Annotated in this window: 21 protein-coding genes; 4 read left to right on the top strand and 17 right to left on the bottom strand. The window is 70.6% G+C overall.

Translation table 11 applies throughout. The features are described 5' to 3' along the window. Nucleotides 1-9: 9 nt before the first annotated feature. Together ACIO3R_RS19150 and ggt are read right to left on the bottom strand one after the other, a co-directional pair. A complete protein-coding gene (locus ACIO3R_RS19150) occupies nt 10-771 on the bottom strand; it encodes a glycoside hydrolase family 75 protein (RefSeq protein ID WP_385030841.1) in 762 nt (253 codons plus the stop codon). Between the two features lie 145 nt (nt 772-916). Continuing rightward, entirely contained in the window at nt 917-2,725 is a 1,809-nt protein-coding gene (gene ggt, locus ACIO3R_RS19145; protein WP_385030838.1) for a gamma-glutamyltransferase, read from the bottom strand. Between the two features lie 384 nt (nt 2,726-3,109). On the opposite strand from ggt, the gene ACIO3R_RS19140 reads away from it, so the two are divergent. Continuing rightward, on the top strand, nt 3,110-4,243 hold the full coding sequence (locus ACIO3R_RS19140) for an alpha/beta hydrolase (protein WP_402106947.1): 1,134 nt from the start codon (nt 3,110-3,112) through the stop codon (nt 4,241-4,243). A 119-nt stretch (nt 4,244-4,362) separates the two neighbouring features. Here ACIO3R_RS19140 and ACIO3R_RS19135 read toward each other — a convergent pair whose 3' ends face one another. Continuing rightward, a complete protein-coding gene (locus tag ACIO3R_RS19135) occupies nt 4,363-5,190 on the bottom strand; it encodes an alpha/beta fold hydrolase (protein WP_402107158.1) in 828 nt (275 codons plus the stop codon). A gap of 287 nt (nt 5,191-5,477) precedes the next feature. Further along, complete coding sequence (locus ACIO3R_RS19130; RefSeq protein WP_385030832.1) at nt 5,478-6,488, bottom strand: NADP-dependent oxidoreductase; 1,011 nt, start codon at nt 6,486-6,488, stop codon at nt 5,478-5,480. A gap of 111 nt (nt 6,489-6,599) precedes the next feature. Here ACIO3R_RS19130 and ACIO3R_RS19125 point away from each other — a divergent pair, with 111 nt between their 5' ends. Further along, nucleotides 6,600-7,169 carry a TetR/AcrR family transcriptional regulator gene (locus ACIO3R_RS19125; protein ID WP_385030829.1) on the top strand — a complete coding sequence of 190 codons (570 nt, stop codon included), beginning with the start codon at nt 6,600-6,602 and terminating at the stop codon, nt 7,167-7,169. A gap of 114 nt (nt 7,170-7,283) precedes the next feature. Here the strand turns inward: ACIO3R_RS19125 and murJ are convergent, their stop codons facing one another. From murJ to ACIO3R_RS19095, 6 genes are all read right to left on the bottom strand, one after another. After that, nucleotides 7,284-8,972 (bottom strand): murein biosynthesis integral membrane protein MurJ, encoded by a 1,689-nt coding sequence (gene murJ, locus ACIO3R_RS19120; RefSeq protein ID WP_402107155.1) that lies wholly within the window; start codon nt 8,970-8,972, stop codon nt 7,284-7,286. A 487-nt stretch (nt 8,973-9,459) separates the two neighbouring features. Further along, nucleotides 9,460-10,332 carry an amino acid ABC transporter permease gene (locus ACIO3R_RS19115; protein WP_385030826.1) on the bottom strand — a complete coding sequence of 291 codons (873 nt, stop codon included), beginning with the start codon at nt 10,330-10,332 and terminating at the stop codon, nt 9,460-9,462. Beyond that, nucleotides 10,329-10,973, bottom strand: a complete 645-nt coding sequence (locus ACIO3R_RS19110; RefSeq protein ID WP_363020813.1) for an amino acid ABC transporter permease — start codon at nt 10,971-10,973, stop codon at nt 10,329-10,331. The genes ACIO3R_RS19115 and ACIO3R_RS19110 overlap by 4 nt, the downstream gene beginning before the upstream one ends. 16 nt (nt 10,974-10,989) lie before the next feature. Next, nucleotides 10,990-11,901: a glutamate ABC transporter substrate-binding protein gene (locus ACIO3R_RS19105; RefSeq protein ID WP_385030823.1), complete on the bottom strand. Its 912-nt coding sequence runs from the start codon at nt 11,899-11,901 to the stop codon at nt 10,990-10,992. Between the two features lie 14 nt (nt 11,902-11,915). Then, complete coding sequence (locus ACIO3R_RS19100) at nt 11,916-12,659, bottom strand: amino acid ABC transporter ATP-binding protein (protein ID WP_385030820.1); 744 nt, start codon at nt 12,657-12,659, stop codon at nt 11,916-11,918. A 157-nt stretch (nt 12,660-12,816) separates the two neighbouring features. Continuing rightward, nucleotides 12,817-13,257, bottom strand: a complete 441-nt coding sequence (locus ACIO3R_RS19095; protein WP_363020816.1) for a DUF6278 family protein — start codon at nt 13,255-13,257, stop codon at nt 12,817-12,819. A gap of 473 nt (nt 13,258-13,730) precedes the next feature. Here ACIO3R_RS19095 and ACIO3R_RS19090 point away from each other — a divergent pair, with 473 nt between their 5' ends. Together ACIO3R_RS19090 and ACIO3R_RS19085 are read left to right on the top strand one after the other, a co-directional pair. Continuing rightward, nucleotides 13,731-14,939, top strand: coding sequence for a Cmx/CmrA family chloramphenicol efflux MFS transporter (locus tag ACIO3R_RS19090; protein WP_402106938.1), 1,209 nt, complete (start codon nt 13,731-13,733; stop codon nt 14,937-14,939). Beyond that, nucleotides 14,932-15,201 (top strand): glutaredoxin family protein, encoded by a 270-nt coding sequence (locus tag ACIO3R_RS19085; protein WP_385030813.1) that lies wholly within the window; start codon nt 14,932-14,934, stop codon nt 15,199-15,201. The genes ACIO3R_RS19090 and ACIO3R_RS19085 overlap by 8 nt, the downstream gene beginning before the upstream one ends. A 13-nt stretch (nt 15,202-15,214) precedes the next feature. Here the strand turns inward: ACIO3R_RS19085 and ACIO3R_RS19080 are convergent, their stop codons facing one another. The 7 genes from ACIO3R_RS19080 to ACIO3R_RS19050 all read right to left on the bottom strand — a co-directional run bounded on the left by ACIO3R_RS19080 (nt 15,215) and on the right by ACIO3R_RS19050 (nt 22,219). Then, nucleotides 15,215-15,994 carry an exodeoxyribonuclease III gene (locus ACIO3R_RS19080; protein ID WP_363020819.1) on the bottom strand — a complete coding sequence of 260 codons (780 nt, stop codon included), beginning with the start codon at nt 15,992-15,994 and terminating at the stop codon, nt 15,215-15,217. A 48-nt stretch (nt 15,995-16,042) separates the two neighbouring features. Next, a complete protein-coding gene (locus tag ACIO3R_RS19075; RefSeq protein ID WP_385030891.1) occupies nt 16,043-16,696 on the bottom strand; it encodes an MBL fold metallo-hydrolase in 654 nt (217 codons plus the stop codon). A 22-nt stretch (nt 16,697-16,718) separates the two neighbouring features. Further along, nucleotides 16,719-18,014 carry an alpha/beta fold hydrolase gene (locus ACIO3R_RS19070; RefSeq protein ID WP_385030810.1) on the bottom strand — a complete coding sequence of 432 codons (1,296 nt, stop codon included), beginning with the start codon at nt 18,012-18,014 and terminating at the stop codon, nt 16,719-16,721. Nucleotides 18,015-18,169: 155 nt separating this feature from the next. Next, a complete protein-coding gene (locus ACIO3R_RS19065) occupies nt 18,170-19,345 on the bottom strand; it encodes a spore photoproduct lyase family protein (protein ID WP_402106934.1) in 1,176 nt (391 codons plus the stop codon). An 86-nt stretch (nt 19,346-19,431) separates the two neighbouring features. Beyond that, nucleotides 19,432-20,943 (bottom strand): cryptochrome/photolyase family protein, encoded by a 1,512-nt coding sequence (locus ACIO3R_RS19060; protein ID WP_385030804.1) that lies wholly within the window; start codon nt 20,941-20,943, stop codon nt 19,432-19,434. A gap of 274 nt (nt 20,944-21,217) precedes the next feature. Further along, nucleotides 21,218-21,472, bottom strand: a complete 255-nt coding sequence (locus ACIO3R_RS19055; RefSeq protein WP_385030801.1) for a hypothetical protein — start codon at nt 21,470-21,472, stop codon at nt 21,218-21,220. A gap of 150 nt (nt 21,473-21,622) precedes the next feature. Continuing rightward, nucleotides 21,623-22,219, bottom strand: coding sequence for a hypothetical protein (locus ACIO3R_RS19050; RefSeq protein ID WP_385352076.1), 597 nt, complete (start codon nt 22,217-22,219; stop codon nt 21,623-21,625). Nucleotides 22,220-22,223 lie beyond the last annotated feature (4 nt).

The following is a 22,223-nucleotide window of genomic DNA, read 5'->3' as shown; positions in this document are numbered from 1 at the left end:
GGACGCGGCCTAGTTGTTCTGCAGGAACTTCTTCGCGAGGGCGTCCCCGGCGGTCACGGCGGCGCCGTGGCTCTCGATCGGTGACACCTCGGAGTTCTTGAACAGGATGTACGTGACCCCGGATTCGGCGCCGCCCGTCTCCGGGTCGGGGTCGATGCCGAGGGCCTTCGCCGTGGCGTACGAGGCCTCGCCGATGATCTTGTCGGGGCCGGTGTCGCCGACGACGGCGTACTCCACCTTGCCGCCGTAGATGACGGCGACGACTCCGCCGCCCTTGATCCCGGCGCTGCTGTAGTTCCAGATGCCGCTGCTGCTCGGCACGACGACGTACGGCAGCTTCTCCGCACTCAGCGGCTTGTCGCCCGAGGTGTGGAACGCGGTGTCGTCCTGGAACCAGGGGTCGGTGTCCGCGTTGCAGGCCGTGGTCACCTGTCCGTCGCAGTCGATGTCCATGTCGGCCTTCCAGAACACCGCGCCGTTCTTGCCGCAGACCGGCACCGTGGCCGATGTCTCCTCATCCGTACGGTACTTGCCGTTCGAGATCTGCGAACAGGACGAGACCTTGGCCAGCAGGTCGGCCGCACTGACGGAGCCCTCCCTGATGCCGGAGCCGGTGCCGTCGGAGAGCCGGGCGGTGTGGGCGACGGTTTCGAGGTGCACCGCACCTGTATCCGCGGTGGGGGAGCCGCCGGGGGCGGCCTGTGTCATCGATCCGGCCGCGAGCAGAGCGGCGCCGGTGGCTGCGGCGAGGGCAAGCGTTCGCATACGCATGGTGGGGGTGCCCTTCTATTAGGAAAGTTTCCTTACCGAGATGCCAAGATGCGCCCCCAGGCATGTTCACGTCAATACCCCGGAGGGCCGGCCACCGCGTTCACCACGCGACGGCCGGCCCCCGTGTCTCGTTGTCGACGGCCCGTCAGGACCGGCCGGCCGGCCTCACCACCATGGCCGAACCGCCACCGCGCCGTTCCGGCTCCGCGGCCGCGAGCCATCGCCCGTCCGGCAGCCGCTGCACACCCGTCGCCGCACCGATCTCCGGGTTCGGCTTGAAGACATGCCCCAGGGCTTCGAGTTGCGCCCGCACCGGGCTGTTCCACAGCCCCGGTTCGAGCTCCGTCGTCGCGGCGTTGCGCTGGCTGGCGCGGGGCGCCGCGATGGCGTCCACCAGGGAGAGCCCCCGGTCGACCTTGCCGATCAGGGACTGGAGCACCGTCGTGATGATCGTGGCGCCGCCCGGCGAACCCAGGGCCAGCACGGGCTGCCCGTGCTTCATCACGATGGTCGGCGAGATCGACGAGCGCGGCCGCTTGCCCGGACCCGGCAGGTTCGGGTCGTGGACGGCCGGGTCGGCGGGCGCGAACGAGAAGTCCGTCAGCTCGTTGTTGAGCAGGAAGCCGCGCCCCGGGACCGTGATCCCGCTGCCGCCGGTCTGCTCGATCGTCAGGGTGTACGCGACGACGTTGCCCCACTTGTCGGCGGTCGTCAGGTGCGTGGTGTTCTCCCCCTCGTACGTCGTCGGCGCGGCCTTCCCGCCGGTGGCGCAGTCCGCCGGGTGACGGGGGTCGCCCGGCGCGAGCGGGCTGGTCAGCACCGCGTCGTCCTTGATCAGGCACTCCCGCGAGTCGGCGAACCGCTGGCTGAGCAGCTCCTTCGTCGGCACGTCCTCGAACTTCGGGTCGCCGACCCAGCGCCCGCGGTCGGCGAACGCGATCCGGCTCGCCTCGATGTAGCGATGCAGGTACCGCGCCTCGCTCGCCTTCGAAAGGTCCGTGGACTCAAGGATGTTGAGGGCCTCGCCCACCGTCGTACCACCGGAGGAGGACGGCGCCATGCCGTACACGTCGAGCCCCCGGTAGCCGGTCCTCGTCGGCGCCTGCGGCAGCGCCCGGTAGGAGCGCAGGTCCTTCGTGGTCAGGTCGCCCGGCCGCACCACCCGGGAGGACTTGGGGTCGACGGGCGGATTGCGTACCGTCCGCACGACATCCTCGGCCAGCTTGCCCCGGTAGATCTCGTCGAGGCCCTTGCGGCCGACCTCGTCATAGGTGCGGGCCAGATCGGGGTTCTTGAACACCGATCCGACCACCGGCAGTTGACCACCGGGCAGGAAGAGCTTCCGGGTCGCCGGGAAGTCGGCGAACCTGGCCTGATTGCCCTCGGTCTGGGAACGGAACGTGCTGTCGACGACGAAGCCGTCCCTGGCGAGGCGTTCGGCCGGTTTCAGCACCTGCCGGAGCGATTTGCTGCCCCAGGTGTCGAGTGCGCTCTTCCAGGTGGCGGGGGTGCCGGGGGTGCCGACGCCGAGTCCGCTGGTGACGGCGTCGTCGAAGGCGAGCGGCTTCCCGTTCTCCATGAAGAGCGAGGAGTCCGCGCTGTGCGGTGCGGTCTCCCGGCCGTCGATGGTCTGCACGGTACGGGTCCTGGCGTCGTAGTGGACGAAGTAGCCACCCCCGCCCAGCCCCGCCGAGTAGGGCTCGGTCACCCCGAGCGCCGCCGCTGTCGCCACCGCCGCGTCCGCGGCGTTGCCGCCCTTGCGGAGCACCTCGATACCGGCGGCGGTCGCGTCGGCGTCGACGCTGGAGACCGCTCCCCCGTATCCCACCGCGACCGGGGACTTGGCCGGCGGCCGGACCGGTGGCGCGGACGAGGACGGCGCTGCCGCCCCGACCGACGCCACTACGGCGAGAACACCTAAGAACGACACATTCCGCGCGACGGAACGTCGCATGCGCACCTCCACTGAAGGATCGTCCGCGCAGGGTAGCGCCGCCCCGGCCGCCCCGTCAGGTCCGCCTCGGACTTGAGGCCGAATGCCCGCTGACATGCCCGCCCCTGACTGACGACATGGACCACACCGTGCCGGTCGTGACAGCCACCCGCGTCAGTGCCGCCCACCGGCGTCACGGACGTCCGTAAGGTGCGAAGGATTCGGGTGTCGGCCCACCCTTTGGGTGCTGATCCTGCCCTGGGTCACCATCGTGGCGCTTCCCCTGCCATCTGGACGAACCACCTCAAGTGCACTGGCTCAAAGGGCACTTCACCCTGCCGTGTCATCCCATCCGTGGTACCACGGAGGAAGTCTGTCGGGTCGAGTGTCGAACGGGGTGTCGTGGTGGCTGTGGGCTATCTGGTGACCGTGGTGTTGGCCGTGCTGATCGTGGTGTTCTGCCTGGTCCGCATACGCGGGCCGCAGCCGCTCTTCTACTTCAGCTACCGGCTCGGCCTGGTCTTCAACGAGATCCCGCACGTCGCTCTCTACGCGCTGGTGGCGTCGACGGCGCTGGCCTTCTCGGAGGGCGACATCGCCACGACCGCCGACCGGGTGAACGTAGGGGTGGCGGCGGTCGCGGCCGCCGGTCTCGTGGTGGTCACCCTGCGCGGGGTGCGGACGGCGTCCGTGGTGCGGGTCGCCCTCGACGACGCGTTCGGCGCCGGTACGGGCAGACGCCGCCGGCCGCCGCTGGCACGCATCCTGCTCAGGCCCGTCTTCCGCCGCCGCAGTGACGTCAAGCGGGTGGGCAACCTCAGCTACGGGGACGGAGGCCGCCGCAACCTCCTCGACGTCTACCACCACCGCTCGCGCCCCGAGGGCGGCTCGGTGCTGATCCACTTCCATGGCGGCCACTACGACCAGGGCCGGAAGAACACCCAGTCGCTGCCCCTGCTCTACCGGCTCGCCGGCCAGGGCTGGGTCTGCATCAGCGCCAACTACCGGCTGCGGCCCGACTTCCCGCATCCCGCCCATCTGATCGACGCGAAGAAGGTCATCGCCTGGGCGCGCGAACACGCGGCGGAGTACGGCGCGGCGCCCCAGGCGGCCGTGTTCGTGTCGGGGAGCTCCGCGGGTGGGCACATGGCGGCGCAGGCCGCACTCACCTCCGATGATCCGGCCTACCAGCCCGGGTTCGAGGAAGCGGACACCTCTGTGTCCGGCGCCATCGCACTCAACGGCTTTCTCGCGGAGTACTTCGACGGAGACCCGGCGACCTCGCCGGTGAACCTCGTCCGGGCGGACGCACCACCGTTCCTCATCGCGCACGGCGACCTGGACGAGCTGGTGGACACCGAGAACCCCCGGGCCCTCGTCACCGCTCTGCGCTCCGTCTCCACCTCACCGGTCGCGTACGTCGAACTGCCCGGCGGACACCATGCCTTCGACCTCTTCCACTCCTTCCGGTTCGAGGCGCTCATCGACGGCATCGAGGACTTCGCCGCGTGGGTGACGGCCCGGAGGAAGCCGGCCTGACCCCACACCTCACGCCTGGCTGACCACAGCCCCGGCCGGTTGTCCACGGCCTGTCCGGCTTCCGGCGCTCCCGGGCAGAGACACTCCCGGCCCGCGACGTCTTCGAGCGCTCTGTCCCCCTACCCGGCGAGCGTGTACAGGATTTCCGCGACCGGGACGGGATCCAGCGGGCCGACGTGTGACGCCAGGGGAAAATCGTGGACGCGGAACCTGTTGCCGGGCGTGAACGCGTCGGCTTCCGCGATCATTCTGTCCTGGAGTGCGGTGGCGATCGTCCGGTCCCGGCCGAAACGCAGATAGGTGCGGGGAATACGCCCCCAGCCACCGGCCCGGCCGACCGCTCGGCCCGCATAGGCGGCGACGGGCTCGTCGGTCTGCATGCCGGCCAGCGTCCGGCGGAACTCGGCGTCGGGGTAGTCCGCGCAGATCATCTCCTTCAGGAGGGCCAGCGCCCGGCTGTCACCTGTCCGGAAGTTCAGTCGTAGTACACCGAGCCGGTCCGGGTCCCCCACCGTCAGCTCGACCGGGCTGACGGCGTCGGCGTTCTCGGGTGCCGCCGTGCAGGCGTCCGCTGTGGGCAGGACACGGCTGGGACAGAAGGCCGCCATGTAGCAGATGTGGTGAAGCAGATGCGGGACCGCCTCGCCGACACGGCTGACCGATACGCCACCCAGGCTGTGCCCGACGAGCACCACCGGGCCGTTCCGCGCCGCCCGCCGCACGACGCCCGTGACGCGCGCCTCGTAGTCCTCCAGCCCGAGGCCCTTCAGCGGGGAGGCCTCGGCCGCCATCGCTTTGAGGTCCTGCCGCTGATACGACTCCGGCACGAAGGCCTCCGCGCCGTGCCGCGGCTGGTCCACCATGGCGACGCGGTGGCCGCGCAGCGTCAGCTCACGCGCGATCGGCATCCAGAACGCTCCGGCGCTGTGGGTACCGTGCACCAGCATGTAGGTGGTGGGCCCGCGACGCGGGTCCGCCGCGGCCGGCGAGGTTCCCAGCCCGGTGGCCGGCGCCACGCCGCCCACCGCGAGCCCCAGCCCACGCAATGCTGTCCGCCGGGTGGCACCTGTTCGTTCTCCGTTCGTCGCATTCGTCATGAGAACGACGCCATGAAAGGCCCACTCGGCCCGCCAGCGGCCCAGTGCCACCACGGAGGTAGACCCAACACCCCCTTCCCATAGGGCCGTTCCGCGTGTTCCAGAAGAGCCGGAAGCGTTGGTGAGACGACTCGTTCCTAAGCGACCGTGAGTACGATCTTGCCCTGGATGTGGCCTTGGGCGGCGCGTTCGTGCGCCGCTCGGGCGTCCGCGAGCGTGAACGTGCTGTCGATCGCGACACGGACCGTGCCCGTGTCGAGCAGGCGTCCCAGTTCGGCGAGCTGCGCGCCGTTCGAGCGGACCTGGGTGCCCGTGACCGTGACGCCCAGCCTCGCGGTCTCCTCTTCGTCGAACTCGCCGAAGAACACGGGGAACTGGGAACCGCCGCGCTTGAGCGTACGCAAGAAGCGCTTGCTCCGGGGGCCGCCGACGGCGTCGAGAACGAGGTCGACGCCGTGCACGAGTTCCTCGGGACGACTCTTGGTGTAGTCGATGAACCGGTCGGCGCCGAGCTCGCGGAGGAACCCTTCGTGTGCGCCCGATGCCACCGCGATGACATGTGCGCCCTTCCACTTCGCCAGCTGTAGCGCGAAGTGCCCCACCCCGCCCGCGGCGCCGTTGACGAGCACCGTCACGTCGGCGTCGAGCGGCACCGGGCGGTGCCGCGCCGCCTGGAAGGGCGACGGGTGGTCGTGTCCGAGCTCGATCAGGAACTGCCACGCGGTGAGCCCGGCCATGGGAGCCCCGGCGGCGTGCACGTGATCGATTCCGGCCGGCTTGAGTGCGAGGTCCGAGGCGGGCGCGGCCACGTACTCGGCATAGGTGCTGCCGTCGAAGCTGGGGAAGCGGAGGAGACCGAAGACCTCGTCGCCGACGGAGAAGCCGTCCACGTCCGCGGCGACGGCCTCGACGACACCCGACAGGTCCGTCCCCGGAACCACGGGCAGGTCGAACTTCGGCCTCGTCTCCGGAGGCAGGTTGGACATGCCGTCGCGCAGGTACCAATCGGGGGGATTGACGCCGACGGCGTGAACGCGCACGAGCACCTCGCCCGGCCCCGCCTCGGGGATCGGCACCTCCTCGTAGCGCAGGACTTCGGGACCTCCGTGCTCGTGGAGCCGGACTGCCCTCATCGTGTGTGTCGGCATCGTTTTCTCCTGACCGCGCTGCGGGATAAGCTCATTCGGATCAGCGATCCGGATAAGTGGATCACTGGTACGAATATATGGACCACTGATCCGAATAGTCAAGGGGAGCAGATGCGAGCCGACGCCAGGAAGAACCGCGACCACCTGCTCGCGGTGGCGGGCACCGCCATCAGCGAGCAGGGCGTCGATGTGTCGCTGCGCGACATCGCGCGCCGGGCCGATGTCGGGCTCGCGACGCTGCTGCGGCACTTCCCGACGCGCGAGGCGCTGCTCGACGCCCTGCTCCGCACGAGCTTCGACGAACTGACGGCGCAGGCGGGTGAGCTCGAGGCATCGAGCTCACCCGAAGACGCCCTCACCACGTGGCTGCGCGACTGCGTCGCGTGGACGACCGAGTACCGGGGGGTGACCGTGCTGATGGCAGCCGCCATCGAGGACACCGAGTCCGCACTCCACGCGTCGTGCGTCATCCTGCGTGCGGCCGGTGCGCGGCTCCTCGCCCGCGCCCAGGCCGCGGGTGCGGCGCGGAACGATATCGACGGCGCCGATGTGTTCGCGTTGATCGCCATGCTCGCCTGGCTCGGCGATCAGCCCTCGCTCGCGCCACGCGCCGGACATCTCTTCGAGGTGGTCGCGAGCGCGGTCCTGACGCGTGCGGGGCACAGCCGTGCCACGGCATGACGCCGGCCTCCGGCCGGTGGTGACGAACCCGTTAGCGATCGAGCTGCCCCACCGCGTCTTCGCCACCGGTGATGACAACGGCGACGGCCGCGCGGACCTGTCGGCGGGCGAGTCTCAGCTCCGCCGCAGCCGGCTCCGGGCGGCCGCCAGCGCGGTGCTGACCTCGGTCAGCCGCAGCGGACGGGCCAGCACCGCCACCACCAGGGCGAGGACCGCCACCCCCGCGCCCGCCGCGCCGAAGTCCCCGAACCCGGAGCCCTCCGTGTCGACGGCGCGGGCCGCCGCGTACGCCAGCAGCCCCGCGGGCACGCAGGCGGCCACCAGCCGTGCGTGCGCCCGCACTCCGGGCGAGCGCACCAGCGAGGGGCGTTCCGCGCCGCTCCCGGAGACCCTTCGGTGCAGTACGTACGCGGTGACGGCGAAGCCGGCGAACAGCGCGACGGAGTACGCCCCGGCCATCCCCGTGACCGCCCAGCGCGCGGGCAGCAGCAGATACGCGGCGACCGAGAGACCGGCGTTGAGTGCCGCGATGACCAGGTTCAGGCAGAACGGCGTCCGGGTGTCGCTCATCGCGTAGAACCCGCGGGAGAGCACGTACTGCCCGGAGTAGGCGATGAGCCCCGGTGCGAAGGCCGCCATCATGCCCGCCATCACGGTGATGTCCGCGGGGCCGGTCTGTCCGTGGCCGAAGACCGCTCCCATCAGCCACGGCGCGAGCGCGAGCAGCGCGGCGGCGGCCGGGACCACCACCGCGGCCGAGGTCCGCAGCGCGTACGAGACGTCCCGGCGCACCCCGGCGAGGTCGCCCTCGGCCGCCGCCCTGCTCATCCGCGGCATCAGCGCCGTGACGAGGCTGACGGTCACGATGCCCTGCGGCACCACCCACAGCTGGAAGGCGTAGCTGTACGCGGTGTAGCCCGCGCCGCCCGCCACGCCCTGGTCCGCGGCGTGCTGGCCGGTCGCGGTGGAGAGCCGGGTCACCACCCAGTAGGCGGCCTGGTTGGTCAGCACGAGCATGACGAGCCAGCCGGCCGCGCGCAGCGGCCGGGTGAGACCGCTGCCGCGCCAGTCGAACCGCGGCCGCCAGCGGAACTTCGCGGCGCGCAGGGCGGGTACGAGTGCCAGGGTCTGCGCGGCGATCCCGGCCGTGGTCCCCCAGCCGAGGAACTGGGCCTGTGCGGGGGTCAGGCTGCCGTCCGAGCCCGCCGCGGTCCAGAGGTAGAGCCCGAACACCGCGATGATCACGATGTTGTTGAGGACCGGGGTCCACATCATCGCCCCGAACCTGTTGCGGGCGTTGAGTACCTGTCCGAGGAGGGTGAAGAGCCCGTAGAAGAGGATCTGGGGCAGGCAGTAGCGGGCCAGGGCGATGGTGAGTTCGGCCTGGTCCCCGTCGTAGGTGGGGGCGTACAGGGAGATGATCAGCGGGGCGCCTGCGACGGCGAGCGCGGTGAGGGCGAGGAGCCCGGCCGTGCAGAGGGTGAGGAGCCGGTCGGTGTAGGCGGCCCCGCCGTCGGTGTGTTCCTTGGCGACCCGGACGAGCTCGGGGACGAAGACGGCGTTCAGGGCGCCGCCGATCAGCAGCATGTAGAGGATGTTGGGCAGGGTGTTGGCGACCGTGTAGCCGTCGGCCCGCAGTCCGGTGCCGAGTGCGGCGACGACGACCGCCGAGCGTATGAATCCCGTGGCCCGCGAGACGACGGACCCGGCGGCCATGACGGCGCCGCTGCGCAGCACCGAGCCCGTGCCCGGCTGCTCGTCCTTCTGCGCGGCGACCCCGGTGGTCGCGTCCGCGGCGGTCACCGGCGCGCCGGGCCGGCCCGGAACGTCCGGTACGGGGTGTCGCAGGCTGCTCCGCGCACCGATGTCTCCCACTCTCCGAGGTCTCCACGACCTGCTCGCCGGTGCCGGCTCGCGGCGTTGCCGTGCGAGGGGGCGGTCGTCGGGATCGAGGGAGGAGGATATCGGACGCGGGGAACCCGGCTTCTCACCGGTGTGCACGCGGGGTTGTGGACCGGCGGTGCGTTCCGGGCGGACGCCGGGCCGGCCGTTCCCCGTGGGCCCGGAGATCTTCCTCCGGTCCCCACGGTGTCCCGGCCGGTCACCGACGTGCCCTGATGGCCGACACCGTCGGCCCGTTTGCGCACCGAGCACAGCCCGGCCGGCTCACAGCTGACCTTCCCCTCGCCGGCGCGGACCGTCGTGCGGTCCGTGCCGTTGCACGAGAAGTGATCACCGGCTGCTGCCGGGCGGGCACCGCTCCCGGGTACCGCCTCTCGGCGGTTCCCGGCTACTGCGCTCCCGGCAGGAGCGTTCCTGGGCCGGCCGGTGCGACGTCCACCGCCTCCGTCCTCGGATTGCGCCGCTGCCGCCTGGCCACCCAGGTGGCGAACCAGGAGAGCAGCATGCACATCCCGATGTAGATCGGCGAGATCACCATCACTACGGGGATGAAGGGAAGATCGTAGTCGAGGTTGGAGGCGATGAGCTTCCCGGCATGGAGGAATTCCTCATACGTGATCAGATAGCCGAGTGACGTGTCCTTCAGCGCCACCACCAGCTGGCTGATGATGGTGGGCAGCATCGCGCGCACCGCCTGCGGGGCCAGGACGAACGTCGTGACCTGCGTCTTGCGCAGGCCCAGGGCGAACGCCGCCTCGTGCTGGCCGCGTTCCACCGAGTTGATGCCGGTACGGAACACCTCGGCGAGCACCGAGCCGTTGTACAGCGTCAGCCCGGCGACCAGGGCCGGCAGCGGCTGCACCTTCAGCGCGACGAAGATGAAGAAGATCATCACCAGTACGGGCATGGCGCGGAAGAACTCGACGAGGACCGTGGCGATCCAGCGGACCGGCCGGTGGTCGGAGAGCCGCCCGACGGCGAGGACGGCCCCGAGGAGCAGCGAGAGCACCGCGGCGTACGCGAACGCCTTGAGGGTGTTGCCGAGGCCGCGCAGCAGCAGTTCCTGGATGCCCTTGTACTCGAAGGGCGACCATTTGGCGCTGGTGAACTGGTCGGTGTCGAAGAGCAGGTAGATGACCCAGCCGACCAGGGCGAGGATCAGGACCGTCGAGACGATTCCGTAGACGAGGTGCCGTCTGCGGGTCAGCGGTCCGGGGATGTCGTAGAGGGCGGTGGCGGCGGGTACGGGGTGGGCGGTCATCGGGCGACTCCCCAGCGCTTCTCCATCACGTTGAACACCGCGCTGATCGACAGCGTGATGATCAGGTAGCCGACGGCGATCCAGACGAAGGTCCAGATGATGCTGAATCCCAGCTCGTTGAGGGTCTTGTAGGTGCCGAGCAGTTCGGTGACGCTGAACGCCCCGGCGATCGCCGAGTTCTTGGCCAGCGCGATGAGCGTCGAGCCGATCGGCGGGATCACCGAGCGGAACGCCTGCGGGAGCACCACGTTGCCGAGTGTCTGCCCGAACGTCATCCCGAGACTGCGGGCGGCTTCGCCCTGACCCTTGGGCACGGTGTTGATGCCGGAGCGCAGCACCTCGCAGATGAACGCGGAGGTGTAGCAGCCGAGTGCGAGGACCGCGAAGACCTTGAAGGGCAGCACGAGGCCGAAGCGTGGCAGGCCGAGCAGTACGGCGAAGAAGAGCAGGGTCAGCGGGGTGTTGCGCAGCACCGTGACCCAGACCGTGCCGAGCACCCGGAACGAGCCGACGGGCGCCACCCGGCAGGAGGCCATCACGAAGCCGAGGACCATCGCCAGGATCGAGGCGTAGACGGTGAGTTCGAGGGTTCCGAGGAAGCCCTTGCCGTAGAGCGAGAAGTTCTCGGTGAGTACGTCCATGGTTCTGGTCGTCCTCTCAGGTCGCCGGGTAGCGGTCAATGGGCGGCGGCTTGGGGGCGGGCGCCCCGGAGAGGCCGAGCGTGGCCTCGAAGGCCTTCTTCCAGTTGCCGTTCTTCTCGTTGGCCTCCAGCGCGTCGTCCAGGGCGAACCGCAGGGCGTTGTCGGCGCGCGGGACGCCGATGCCGTACGGCTCCTCGGAGAACGGCTTGCCGACCACCTTCATCTCGTCGGGCGCCTTGGCCGCGAAGCCCAGCAGGATCGCGTCGTCCGTGGTGACGACGTCGACCTGGTAGGTCAGCAGGTTGTCGACGCAGATGGAGTAGGTGTCGTAGGAGACCAGGTGGGCCTTGGGGTAGTCGGCGGCGATCCGCTGGTACGGGGTCGAGCCCGCCGCCGAGCAGACCGTCTTGCCCGCCAGGTCCTGCGGGCCGTGGATGTCGTTCTCGTCCGTGCGGACCAGCAGCCCCTGCCCGGCCATGTAGTAGGGGCCGGCGAACCCGACGAGCTTCTTGCGCATGTCGTTGATCGTGTAGGTGCCGACGTAGTAGTCGATCTGCCCGTTCTGCAGCGCCGTCTCGCGGTTGGCCGAGGCGATCGTCTTGAACCGGATCGTCTTCGGGTCGAAGCCCAGCGCGGCCGACATCATCCGGGCGATCTCGATGTCGAATCCGGAGTAGACGCCGGTGGCCGGGTCCTTCTCGCCCAGATAGGGCTGGTCCTCCTTGGCGCCCACCCGCAAGTATCCGCGCTTCTTCGCCTGCGTCCAGGTGCTGGAGGCGGGCAGCCGGAAGCCGGTGTCGACCCGGTAGACGGGCAGCGCCCCGGCCTTCGGCCCCTTCACCGGCGGGCTGCCGTCCTTCCCGCAGCCGGCGGCGAGGACGGCCAGCAGAAGGGCGGCACAGGCGGCCAGTACTTTTCTCGTACGCAACACAGGGCCCCCCGTCAGTGCTTGAGGATCTTGGACAGGAAGTCCTTGGCGCGGTCGCTCTCCGGCGCGGTGAAGAAGTCCTCCGGGACGCGGTCCTCGACGATGCGGCCGTCGGCCATGAAGACGACCCGGTTGGCGGCGGACCGGGCGAAGCCCATCTCGTGCGTGACGACGACCATCGTCATGCCCTCCCGGGCGAGCTGCTGCATCACTTCAAGCACCTCGTTGATCATCTCCGGGTCGAGCGCCGAGGTGGGCTCGTCGAAGAGGAGCGCCTTGGGGTCCATGGCGAGGGCACGGGCGATGGCCACGCGCTGCTGCTGGCCGCCGGAGAGCTGGGCGGGGAACTTGTCGGCCTGTGAGGCGAGTCCCACCCGCTCCAGCAGTTCGCGGGAGCGCCGGTCGGCCTCGTCCTTCCTCCGCTTGCGGACCTTGAGCTGGGCGAGCGAGACGTTCGCCAGCACGGTCTTGTGCGCGAACAGGTTGAACGACTGGAAGACCATGCCGACTTCGGCTCTCAGCTGGGCGAGCCCCTTGCCCTCCTCGGGAAGGGGCCTGCCGTCGAGCGTGATGTGGCCCGACTCGATCGTTTCGAGCCGGTTGATGGTCCGGCAGAGGGTGGACTTGCCCGAGCCGGAGGGGCCGATGACCACCACCACCTCCCCGCGGCCGACGGTGAGATTGATGTCCTGCAGTACGTGCAACTTTCCGTAGAACTTATTGACGTCACGCAGCTCGATCAACGGATCGACGGCCATACGCTGCCCTACCCACTTATCGCTTGGTCGAGGTCAGCGCAAACTATCCATCCCGGCAAGGGACTTCACACCCGACACGCGTAAATGGGGCATAAGGCGTTTTATCGCGCCGCAGCGCGGAAGCGCCGCGGGGACCGCCCCGACCCGCCCGGCCGGCTCAGCCCTCGGCCGACTCCGAGTAGAGCTGGGACAGCTCCGGGCTGCCCGACATCGCCCAGCTCAGGCCGGCCTCGACCACATCGATCTCGCGTCCGGAGGCGAGCCGCACCACGGGCCGGCCGCTCGGCCAGATGTGCCAGAGCGCGCCGGGAACGTTGCGCACCAGGACCGTGCCCAGGTAGAGCCCCGCGTCATTGCCCAGCCAGGGCAGCTCCTCCGGGTCGTCGCGCCAGCGCGGCGGCAGCTGGTCCAGTGCCGCCAACGAGACCGGGCTGTCGTCGAGTTCGAGCCCCCGCTCCCCGGCCCGGACGCGGAGCAGGTCACATTCGGCGAGCAACTGGGCCACGCCTTCCGGGTCGGCGTCGACGGCGGCGGCGAGCCCCGCCTCCCGCGTACCGTCGTGACGCTTACGCCAGTTGTCCAAGAAAGGGATGTTCATACCGCTCAGGGTCGCATCCCGGCCCGCATCCGCACCACAGGACGCGCGGTCTGTCGTTCGAGCGCTGAACACCTGACGTACCTCGCGTGTTCACCCGGACCCGTCCGGCGGCTCCGGGGGCGGGCCCGGAAAAGGGGTGGTGGCATACCGCCGCGCACTGGTAGCTTCACGATCATGTGCAGCCCCGAGTCGGACAGAAGCTAGCCACCGGTCCCCCGGTGGCTTCCGGACCGGCCGGACCCCGTCCGCCCCGGTCACGCACGGCAGCCACCCCGGACCCACGCGGTTGCGGGTTGCGCTTCGGCGTACACACACCGGGGTGAGAATCCCCCGGCAGTCACGGCTCCGCCTATGTGCCGTGTCACGGCCACGATCGCGGTGACCGTTCCGCCGTGCCGCCGCTCGCCGACGCGAGCGGGCGCGGCCCGCATCCCCAACCGGTTCTGTCCATCAGCCGTCCATGGGGTTCCTTCATGCCATTTTCCGTATACGCGCTCGGGCTCGCCGTCTTCGCCCAGGGCACTTCCGAGTTCATGCTGTCCGGCCTGCTGTCGGGCATCTCCGAGGACCTGCACGTCTCCATCCCCGCCGCGGCCCTGCTGACCTCCGCGTTCGCCGTCGGCATCGTGATCGGGGCGCCGCTGATGGCGCTCCTGGGGCGCAACTGGCCCCGCCGGCGGGCCCTGTTGTTCTTCCTCGGTGTCTTCGCGGCCGTCCATGTCGTCGGCGCGGTCACCTCCAGCTACGGCCTGCTGCTCGCGACGCGGGTCGTCGCGGCGCTGGCGAACGCCGGCTTCTGGGCGGTCGCCCTGGTGACCGCGGTCGCCCTGGCCGGGCCGGGGGCGCGGGCCCGCGCGACCTCCGTGGTGGTCGGGGGTGTCACCGTCGCCTGTGTGGCGGGTGTCCCCGCCGGGGCGTGGCTGGGCGGCCAGTGGGGGTGGCGGGCGGCCTTCTGGGCCGTCGCCCTCGTCTCGCTGCCGGCGATCGCCGTGATCGCGGCGGCGATTCCGGCGGGGCGGCCCCCGTCCGCCCTGCCGAGCGCACGCGCCGAACTGCGGAGCCTGGCGGGGCGCGGGCTGCAACTGACGCTGCTGACGAGCGCGCTCGTGCAGGGCGCGACCTTCTGCGCGTTCTCGTATCTCGAACCGATCGCCACCCAGGTCACCGGGTTCGGCTCCGCGTGGGTGCCCGCCCTGCTCGCCCTGTTCGGGGTCGGCTCGTTCATCGGGGTCACCGTCTGCGGCCGGATCATCGACTCCCGGCCGGTCGCGCTGACCGCTGCCGGTCTGGTGTCGCTCGCCGCCGGCTGGGCGCTGTTCGCGTGGACGGCGGGGAGCCCCGTGGCGGTGTTCGTGCTCGTCCTCGTCCAGGGGATGCTGGCGTTCGGCACGGGCACCGCCCTGATCTCGCACGTGTTCCGCCTGGCGGACGGTGCGCCGACCCTGTCGGGCTCGTTCGCCACCGCGTCGTTCAATGTGGGCGGCGCGCTCGGCCCCTGGATCGGCGGGCTGGCGATCGGTGCGGGGTTCGGCTTCCGGGCACCGCTGTGGGTGAGCGCGCTGCTGATGGTCCTGGCGCTCGGCACCGCCGCAGCCGCGCGGGCCTGCCTCCCGGCCCCCGTACCGGCACTAGGATCTGGCGCGGACGCACACACATACGAACAGGGGAGTTCGAGTGGCTGAGGACCGAGCAGGGGTCGTCGTCTACTGGCGGCCCGGCTGCCCGTACTGCGTGAACCTCCGGCTGCGGCTCCGGTTCTCGAAGCTGGAGTACACCGAGGTCAACATCCGGCGGGACCCCGAGGCCGCCGCGTTCGTCCGCTCCGTGGCGGACGGGAACGAGACCGTGCCGACGGTCACCGTGGGTGGGAAGGCCATGGTCAACCCGTCGAAGGGCCAGGTGATGGAGGCCGTGCGGGCTCAGGCACCCGGGGCGGGCACCTGAGCACCGCCCGTGCTCAGAGGTCGAGGTCGACGACCACCGGGGCGTGGTCGGACGCGCCCTTGCCCTTGCGCTCCTCGCGGTCCACGTAGCTGTCCTTGACGGCCGCGGTGAACGGGGCGTTGCCGTAGACGAGGTCGATGCGCATGCCCTTGTTCTTCGGGAAGCGCAGCTCGCGGTAGTCCCAGAAGGTGTACGGGCGGTCGTACTTCAGGGGGCGCGGCATGACGTCGGCGAGGCCCTCCTCGCGCAGCGCCGCGAGGGCGGCCCGCTCGGCGGGCGTGACGTGGGTGGCGCCCTCGAAGAGGGCCGGGTCCCACACGTCCTCGTCGGTCGGGGCCACGTTGAAGTCGCCGATGACCGCGAACGGCAGCGCCCCCGCGGCGTCCGCAGCGACCGCCGTCCGCAGCGCCTCGAACCAGCGCAGCTTGTACGCGTAGTGCTCGTGCTCGACCTCGCGGCCGTTGGGCACGTACACCGACCAGAGGCGGACGGGGCCGCAGGTGGCACTGATCGCGCGGGGCTCCTGCACGGCGTCGTACTCGGGGCCGCCGGGCAGCCCCGTCACGACATCCGACAGTCCGGCCCGGGAGATGATCGCCACCCCGTTCCACCGGCCGGTGGCATTGACCGCGGACTCGTAGCCGAGCTCGCGGAGCGCCTCCGCCGGGAACTGCTCGGCGGTGCACTTGGTCTCCTGGACGCACAGCACGTCCGTGCCGGTGCTCTCCAGCCAGGCGAGCAGCCTCGGCAGTCGGGCGGTGATCGAGTTGACGTTCCAGGTGGCGATGCGCATGTACGTAAACCTAGCGGCTGCCACTGACAGCCGTCGGGGCGCCGTCCCTCACAGGGCCGTCGAGTCCCCCGGTGTCAGCCGGCCGTGGTCGGTGCCGCCGAGGCCGCCGATCTGGGTGTCGTAGATCGGGCGGGCGAGATCGGTGAGCAGTGCGTCGTGGATGTCGATGGCGCGGCGCGGCTTGATCTCGCGGACGTAGTCGATGACCTCGGAGATCTTGTTCCACGGAGCCATCACCGGGAGCATCAGGGTGTCGACCGGGCGGTCGGGCACCGTGAGCGCGTCGCCCGGGTGGAAGAGCGAGTCGTCCACCAGGAAGCCGATGTTGGTGATCCGCGGGATGTCCGGGTGGATCACCGCGTGGAGTTCGCCGTGCACCTGGACGTCGAACCCGGCGGCCGTGAAGGTGTCGCCGTGCCCGACGGTGTGGACACGTCCCGGGAACGCCGCGGCGAGCTGTCCGGCCACGCTGCGCAGGGTCCAGATCTCGGCGGCCGGATGGGACTCCAGGCCGGCCCGCAGCCGCTCCTCGTTGAAGTGGTCGGGGTGCTCGTGCGTCACCAGGATCGCCTCGGCACCGACCGCGGCGTCCTGCTCCGAGAAGCCGCCCGGGTCGATGACGAGCGTGCGCCCGGCCTTCTCCAGACGGATGCAGGAGTGGGTCTTCTTGGTCAGCGTGAGCGCGAACGGCTCGGGATTCACAGCGTTCATGTGCCCCATCCTGCTACGCGGGCGGTGTCGTTTCGGCCTGAATCACCGACTGCGCGATCGTGAAGGCGGCGCCTGCCGCCGGAATGCCGCAGTACACGGCCGTCTGGAGCAGGACCTCCCGGATCTCGGCCGGGGTGAGGCCGTTGCGCAGGGCCGCGCGGACGTGCGCGGCCAGACCCTCCAGATGTCCGGAGGCGACCAGCGCGGTGAGCGTGACGGTACTGCGCGTGCGACGGTCCAGCCCCTCGCGGCTCCACACCTCGCCCCAGGCGTACCGGGTGACCAGCTCCTGGAAGTCGTCGGTGAAGTCGTCGGAGCGGGCCATGACGCCGTCCACATGGGCGTCCCCGAGCACTTCGCGGCGGATCCGCATGCCCTCCGGGTACACATCGGTGCGCCCCTGCGAGGGGTCCGGGGGCCGCACGGTGGCCGCGGTGATCTCCGCGACGGGCAGTACGGGGGCGGAGAGCTGGGGGGCGAAGGTGGGCGCCGGGATGGCCGCCTGGGTGTCCTGCCACGCGGCGGAGAAGTGGGTGAGCAGGAGGTCGGTGACGGCTCCGGGCTGTTCGACCGGGGCCAGGTGGGAGGCGCCGGGAACGAGGGCCAGCCGGGCGTCGGGTATGCCCGCGACCAGGGTGCGGGCGTCGCCGGGGCCGGTGACCTGGTCCTCGGCACCGACCAGGACGAGCGTGGGGACACCGATCCGGCCCAGTGCCGTACGGATGTCGAAGGCGGCGAGGGCTTCGCAGGCGGCGATGTAGCAGCCGGGGTCGGTGGTGCGGACCATCTGGACGGCCCACTCGACGATGGCGGGCTGGGCGGCGGCGAACCCCGGGGTGAACCAGCGCTCCGGAGCGGTGCGGGCCATCGGCTCCAGCCCGTTGGTGCGCACGATCACCCCGCGCTGCCGGAATTCGTCGGCGCTCCCGAACCGGGCCGAGGAGGCCACCAGGGCCAGCGAGGCGACCCGGTGCGGATGGCGCAGCGCGAGATCGGCGCCGATCGCACCGCCCATGGAGCAGCCCGCGTAGCCGAAGCGCTGGACGCCGAGGCCGTCGAGGGTGGCGAGCAGCCGGTCGGCGAGTTCGCCGACGGCGGTGGCCGGGTGGGCGGGTGCGCCGCCGTGGCCGGGGAGGTCGAAACGGAAGACTCTCCAGTGCTGGATGAGCTCGGATATCTGCCGGTCCCACATGTGCCATGACGTACCGAGGGAGGGGCCGATCACGAGGACCGGGGCGTCTTCCGGCCCGTCAAAGCGGTATTGCAGGGTTTCAACCTTCTTCTCACTCACCCGCCCACGCTCCCACATCTCACATTCTCCGCGTGAGCGGGGGCCGGGGCACTCGCCAGACCTCCCCACATGTCCGCAGCCGGCCGTAGATCCTCCACATCCGGCAGCGATCATCCCGTGGGCCCTGACCGGATGACGGCTCCAGGCCCCGTGGCGTTCCTGGTGGCCCGTCCTCAGAAGGCGTACCTGATGCGCAGCCACGGTGCGTGCGCGGCCAGGAGCTGCTGGAGCCGTGCCAGTGACCGCCGCTTGATCTCCAGGGAGTAACGGACATTGAGTGCTCCGTTCTGCGAGCGTTTGGTCTCCTGGGCGGCCGGCTGCCACAGCACCTCCTCGGCGCGGGGGTGCCAGCCCAGGTTGACCTCGTGGAGCGCCTCGTTGTGGGTCAGCATGATGATCTCGGCCGCCGCCTGCCGCTTCACGCGGGCGGGCAGGACGTCGTCGAGGTGAGTGAGCAGGCCGGCCCAGTCGCGCTGCCATCCAGGTCGCAGGACGACGGGCGAGAGGTTGAGGTGGACCTCGTAGCCGGCATCGAGGAAGTCGGCAGCCGCCGCGATGCGCTCGCCGACCGGGCTGGTCCGGATGTCCAGCAGCCGGGCGTCTTCGGGTGGCATGAGGGAGAAGCGCACCCTGGTACGCCCCTGGGGATCGAGTGCCAGCAGGTCAGGATTGACGAACTTCGTCGCGAAGGAGGCCTTCGCCGTCGGCAGGCCGCGAAACGCGGCAATGAGATCGGCCGTGTTGTCACTGACCAACGCGTCGACGGAGCAGTCACCGTTCTCGCCGATGTCGTAGACCCACGCCTCGGGGTCGCACTGGTTGGGTTCCGTCTTCGGGCCCTGGGCCCGTACGTGGCGGCGGAGGTGGGCCACGATCGCCTCGATGTTGGTGAACAGCGTGATGGGGTTGGCGTAGCCCTTGCGCCGGGGGACGTAGCAGTAGGCGCAGGCCATCGCGCACCCGTTGGAGGGGCCGGGGGCGATCCAGTCGGCCGACCTGCCGTTGGGGCGGGTCCGGAGCGTGTGCTTCACCCCGAGGACGAGCGTTTCTGTCTTGATGCGGACCCATCGGGAGATGTTGCCGTCGTTGCCGTGCAGGGAAGGGATACGCCAGTGACTCGCGACCTCGGTCACGCGCGCTCCCGGCACCCGGGACATGATCTGCCGGCCTCGCGGCGAGTCCAGCGCCGCCGGCTCGGCGTAGACCTCCCGCACGTCGAGCATCCGGCGCGCCTCCGGGGTGTCCCGGAACGCCGGGGACGCGCCCGGCCGCGGATCCGTGCCCGGCCATCCGAACAGCGCCTGCTGCTCGGGCTCACCCCGGGCGGGGTCGGCCGGCGGCTGATCCACGTGTCTTTCCTCCCTGAGGGCCGCGGCCGGTGCTCGTGCGCGGGCGGCGCAGGTGCGTGTGGTGGGGTCGGTGGTGCTGAGGGGTGTCAGTCGCGGCGGTCCCGTTCCTGGTCCAGCAGGTCGTCGAGATCACGGAGCCTGTCCAGCCCTCGCACCGCCCGGGTCATCCGCGCGTTGCGTTCGAACCGGTCACGGTGGCGGTGCAGGAGATTCCAGTAGCCGGCGGTGAAGGGGCAGGCCTCCTCGCCGACCCGTACGGACGGTTTGTACCGGCAGGGGCCGCAGAGGTCGCTCATCCGGTTGATGTAGGCACCCGCAGACGTATAGGGCTTGGTGGTCATGCGGCCCCCGTCAGCGTACTGCGACATGCCCACCACGTTCGGGACCATGACCCAGTCGTAGCCATCGACGAAGCCGCGATGGAACCAGTCGGTGACGGCCCGGGGGTCCCAGCCTCGCTGGAGGGCGAAACTGCCCAGGATCATCAGGCGGGGAATGTGGTGTGTCCAGCCTGTCACCCTGACTTGTTCCAGGACGTGGGAGAGACAGTTCGCCCCGGTCCCGGCCGGGGACAGTTCCGTGAACCAGTCGGGCAGCGGCTCGTGGTGACGCAGGACGTTGCTCACGCGGTACTCCTCGTCGAAGTACCAGTAGACGTGCCAGACGAACTCGCGCCACCCGGCGATCTGCCGCACGAACCCTTCGGCGCTGTTGAGGGGCACGTCGCCCGACCGCCATCCGGCCTCCGCCCGCTCGACGCATTCGGCGGGGTCCAGCAGCCCGAGGTTGAGCGACGTGGACAGCAGGCTGTGGCTCATCGTCGGGTCCCCGGACAGCACCGCGTCCTCGTACGCCCCGAACGTGGCGAGCCGGTGCTCCACGAAACGGCGGAGGCCGGCGAGTGCCTCCCGGCGCGTGGCCGGGAACCCGCGGGGTGCGTCATCGCCGACGAACTCCACGTCCCCGTCGCGCGACCACCGGTCGAGGTCGGACCGCACCTCGTCGTCGATCTCGCTCTCGAGGGGCCGGTAGGGTGCCGGAACGCCCAGGCCGGTGACGCCGCGAGGCGGGGGCTGCCGGTTGTCGTGGTCCAGGTTCCATCGGTCGCCGGCGGGCCGGTCGCCCTCCATCAGCAGATCGTGCTCCTGCCGGACCCATCGGTAGAAGTCCTCCTGGCGGAGGTGTTTCGTGCCGCGGCCGTCCGCCCAGATCCTGAACTCGTCGTGGCTCACGAGGAAGCCCCGTGCCGGCAGGACCCGCACGGAGGGCAACGCCCGCACGAAGGCGTGGGCCGCACGGGAGGTGGGGTGGTGGACGGTCACCCGGGCGTCCCCCACCGCCTCACGCAGTCCCTGCCGGTACGTGTCCGCCTTGACGTACCGCACTCGGTCACCGAGCTCGGCGGCCCGGTGGCGCATCGCGGAAAGGACCAGGTGCGCCTTGGCTCGATGGAAGCGCCTCCGGCGGAAGACGCTCCGGGACTCGATCATCAGCAGTGGCGCGTCCCGGTGCGGGCCGCCCCGCGCCGGGTCGACGAAATGCGGCCCGAGCTGATCGCCGAACAACCAGTGGAGGGTGCCGGAGTCTTCCTTGATCATGCCGAGCGCCCCCTTGGCGGACTGATATCCGGGCGGTGTCGCACGTTGCCCGGCCGGATCGGTCCGCACCGCGTGCCTTCCCCGCAGATCAAAGCGCACGACGGCGCGGGTCACGGGCGGCACACGCCGGGGCGTTACGCACGGCGGCACCGGCCGCAGCACACCATGCCGGCCAGTCGCCGCGACCGGGTGCGGGGCAATCGGCCGATGGGTCAGCGGGGAACGGGCGAGGGCCCGCCCCTTGGTGGGACGGGCCCCGTGTGGCGCGAGAGGATCAGCGGTGCATGTACTCGGCGTAGAGGAAGCCCTTCTCGTCCTGGAAGTGCTGCTTGTTCTCCTTGGCGTACGTGATGCCGTACGGGCCGCCGAGGTTGAGGAACTCCGCGTTCGAGCGCGAGGCGTCGATCTGCTGGTAGCCCGCGAGGACCTTGCCGGCCTCCCCGCCACCGTCGTGGGCTGCGGCCGGTGCGGCGGCGACGAAACCTGCTGCGGCAACCGTGGCCAGGGTGATTGCAATACCTCGAAGCATGGGCACTCCCTCTGCGATACGTCACGAATGGTGCGGGCGGAACCACCATGACCCGGACACCGGACCGCCACGGTCAGGCACGTCGGTCCCGGACGGGGAAGGCACCGAACGGACCCCCCGATTACTCCATTCGCCGCAGTGTGCGCGAGGTCACGGGGTGGCCGCGGACACGACGTACACGACGGGGGACATCGGATCGGTCATGTCGACGGTGATGTCCTGGGTGGGGCGCGGGTCCGGGTTGGTGTGGGTGGTCCCCGCCCAGGCGACGCCGTCGCCGAAGTACCAGCCCGCGACCTTCGTCTCGCGGTCGCCGACGGTGACCTCGCCCGCGGTCAGGGCGGCGCGGCCGGTGCCGACCCGGGTCAGGAAGCGGTCGAGGCCGTTGGACGTGGTGCGGAACTGCACGTACATCCGGCTCGCCTTCCAGTTGTTGGTCTCGTAGTACTGGACCTCCACGGCGTCGCCGGGGATCGGTACCTCGAAGATCCGGCGGAGCATCCGGGACGGCCAGCCCTCGCGGAGCCCCTGTGCCGAGGCCTCGGCCGCCTTGTCCTGGCCGGAGCGGCGGCTCTGTCCCGCGGAGATCAGCAGATATCCGGCCGGGATGCCGATGAGCAGCACGATGATGGTCGCCGTGATCAGGCGCCGGCGGATCGTTCTGCGCCGGTCCTGCGGCGGCCGTCCGTCGCCCGGCTCGGGCGGCGGGGACTGACGCGGCACGACGGGGTGCTCGGCTGCGGTCATGGGT

Source organism: Streptomyces sp. NPDC087428 (assembly GCF_044744085.1).
Lineage (GTDB): Bacteria > Actinomycetota > Actinomycetes > Streptomycetales > Streptomycetaceae > Streptomyces.
This window is presented reverse-complemented; position numbering and strand designations above follow the sequence as displayed.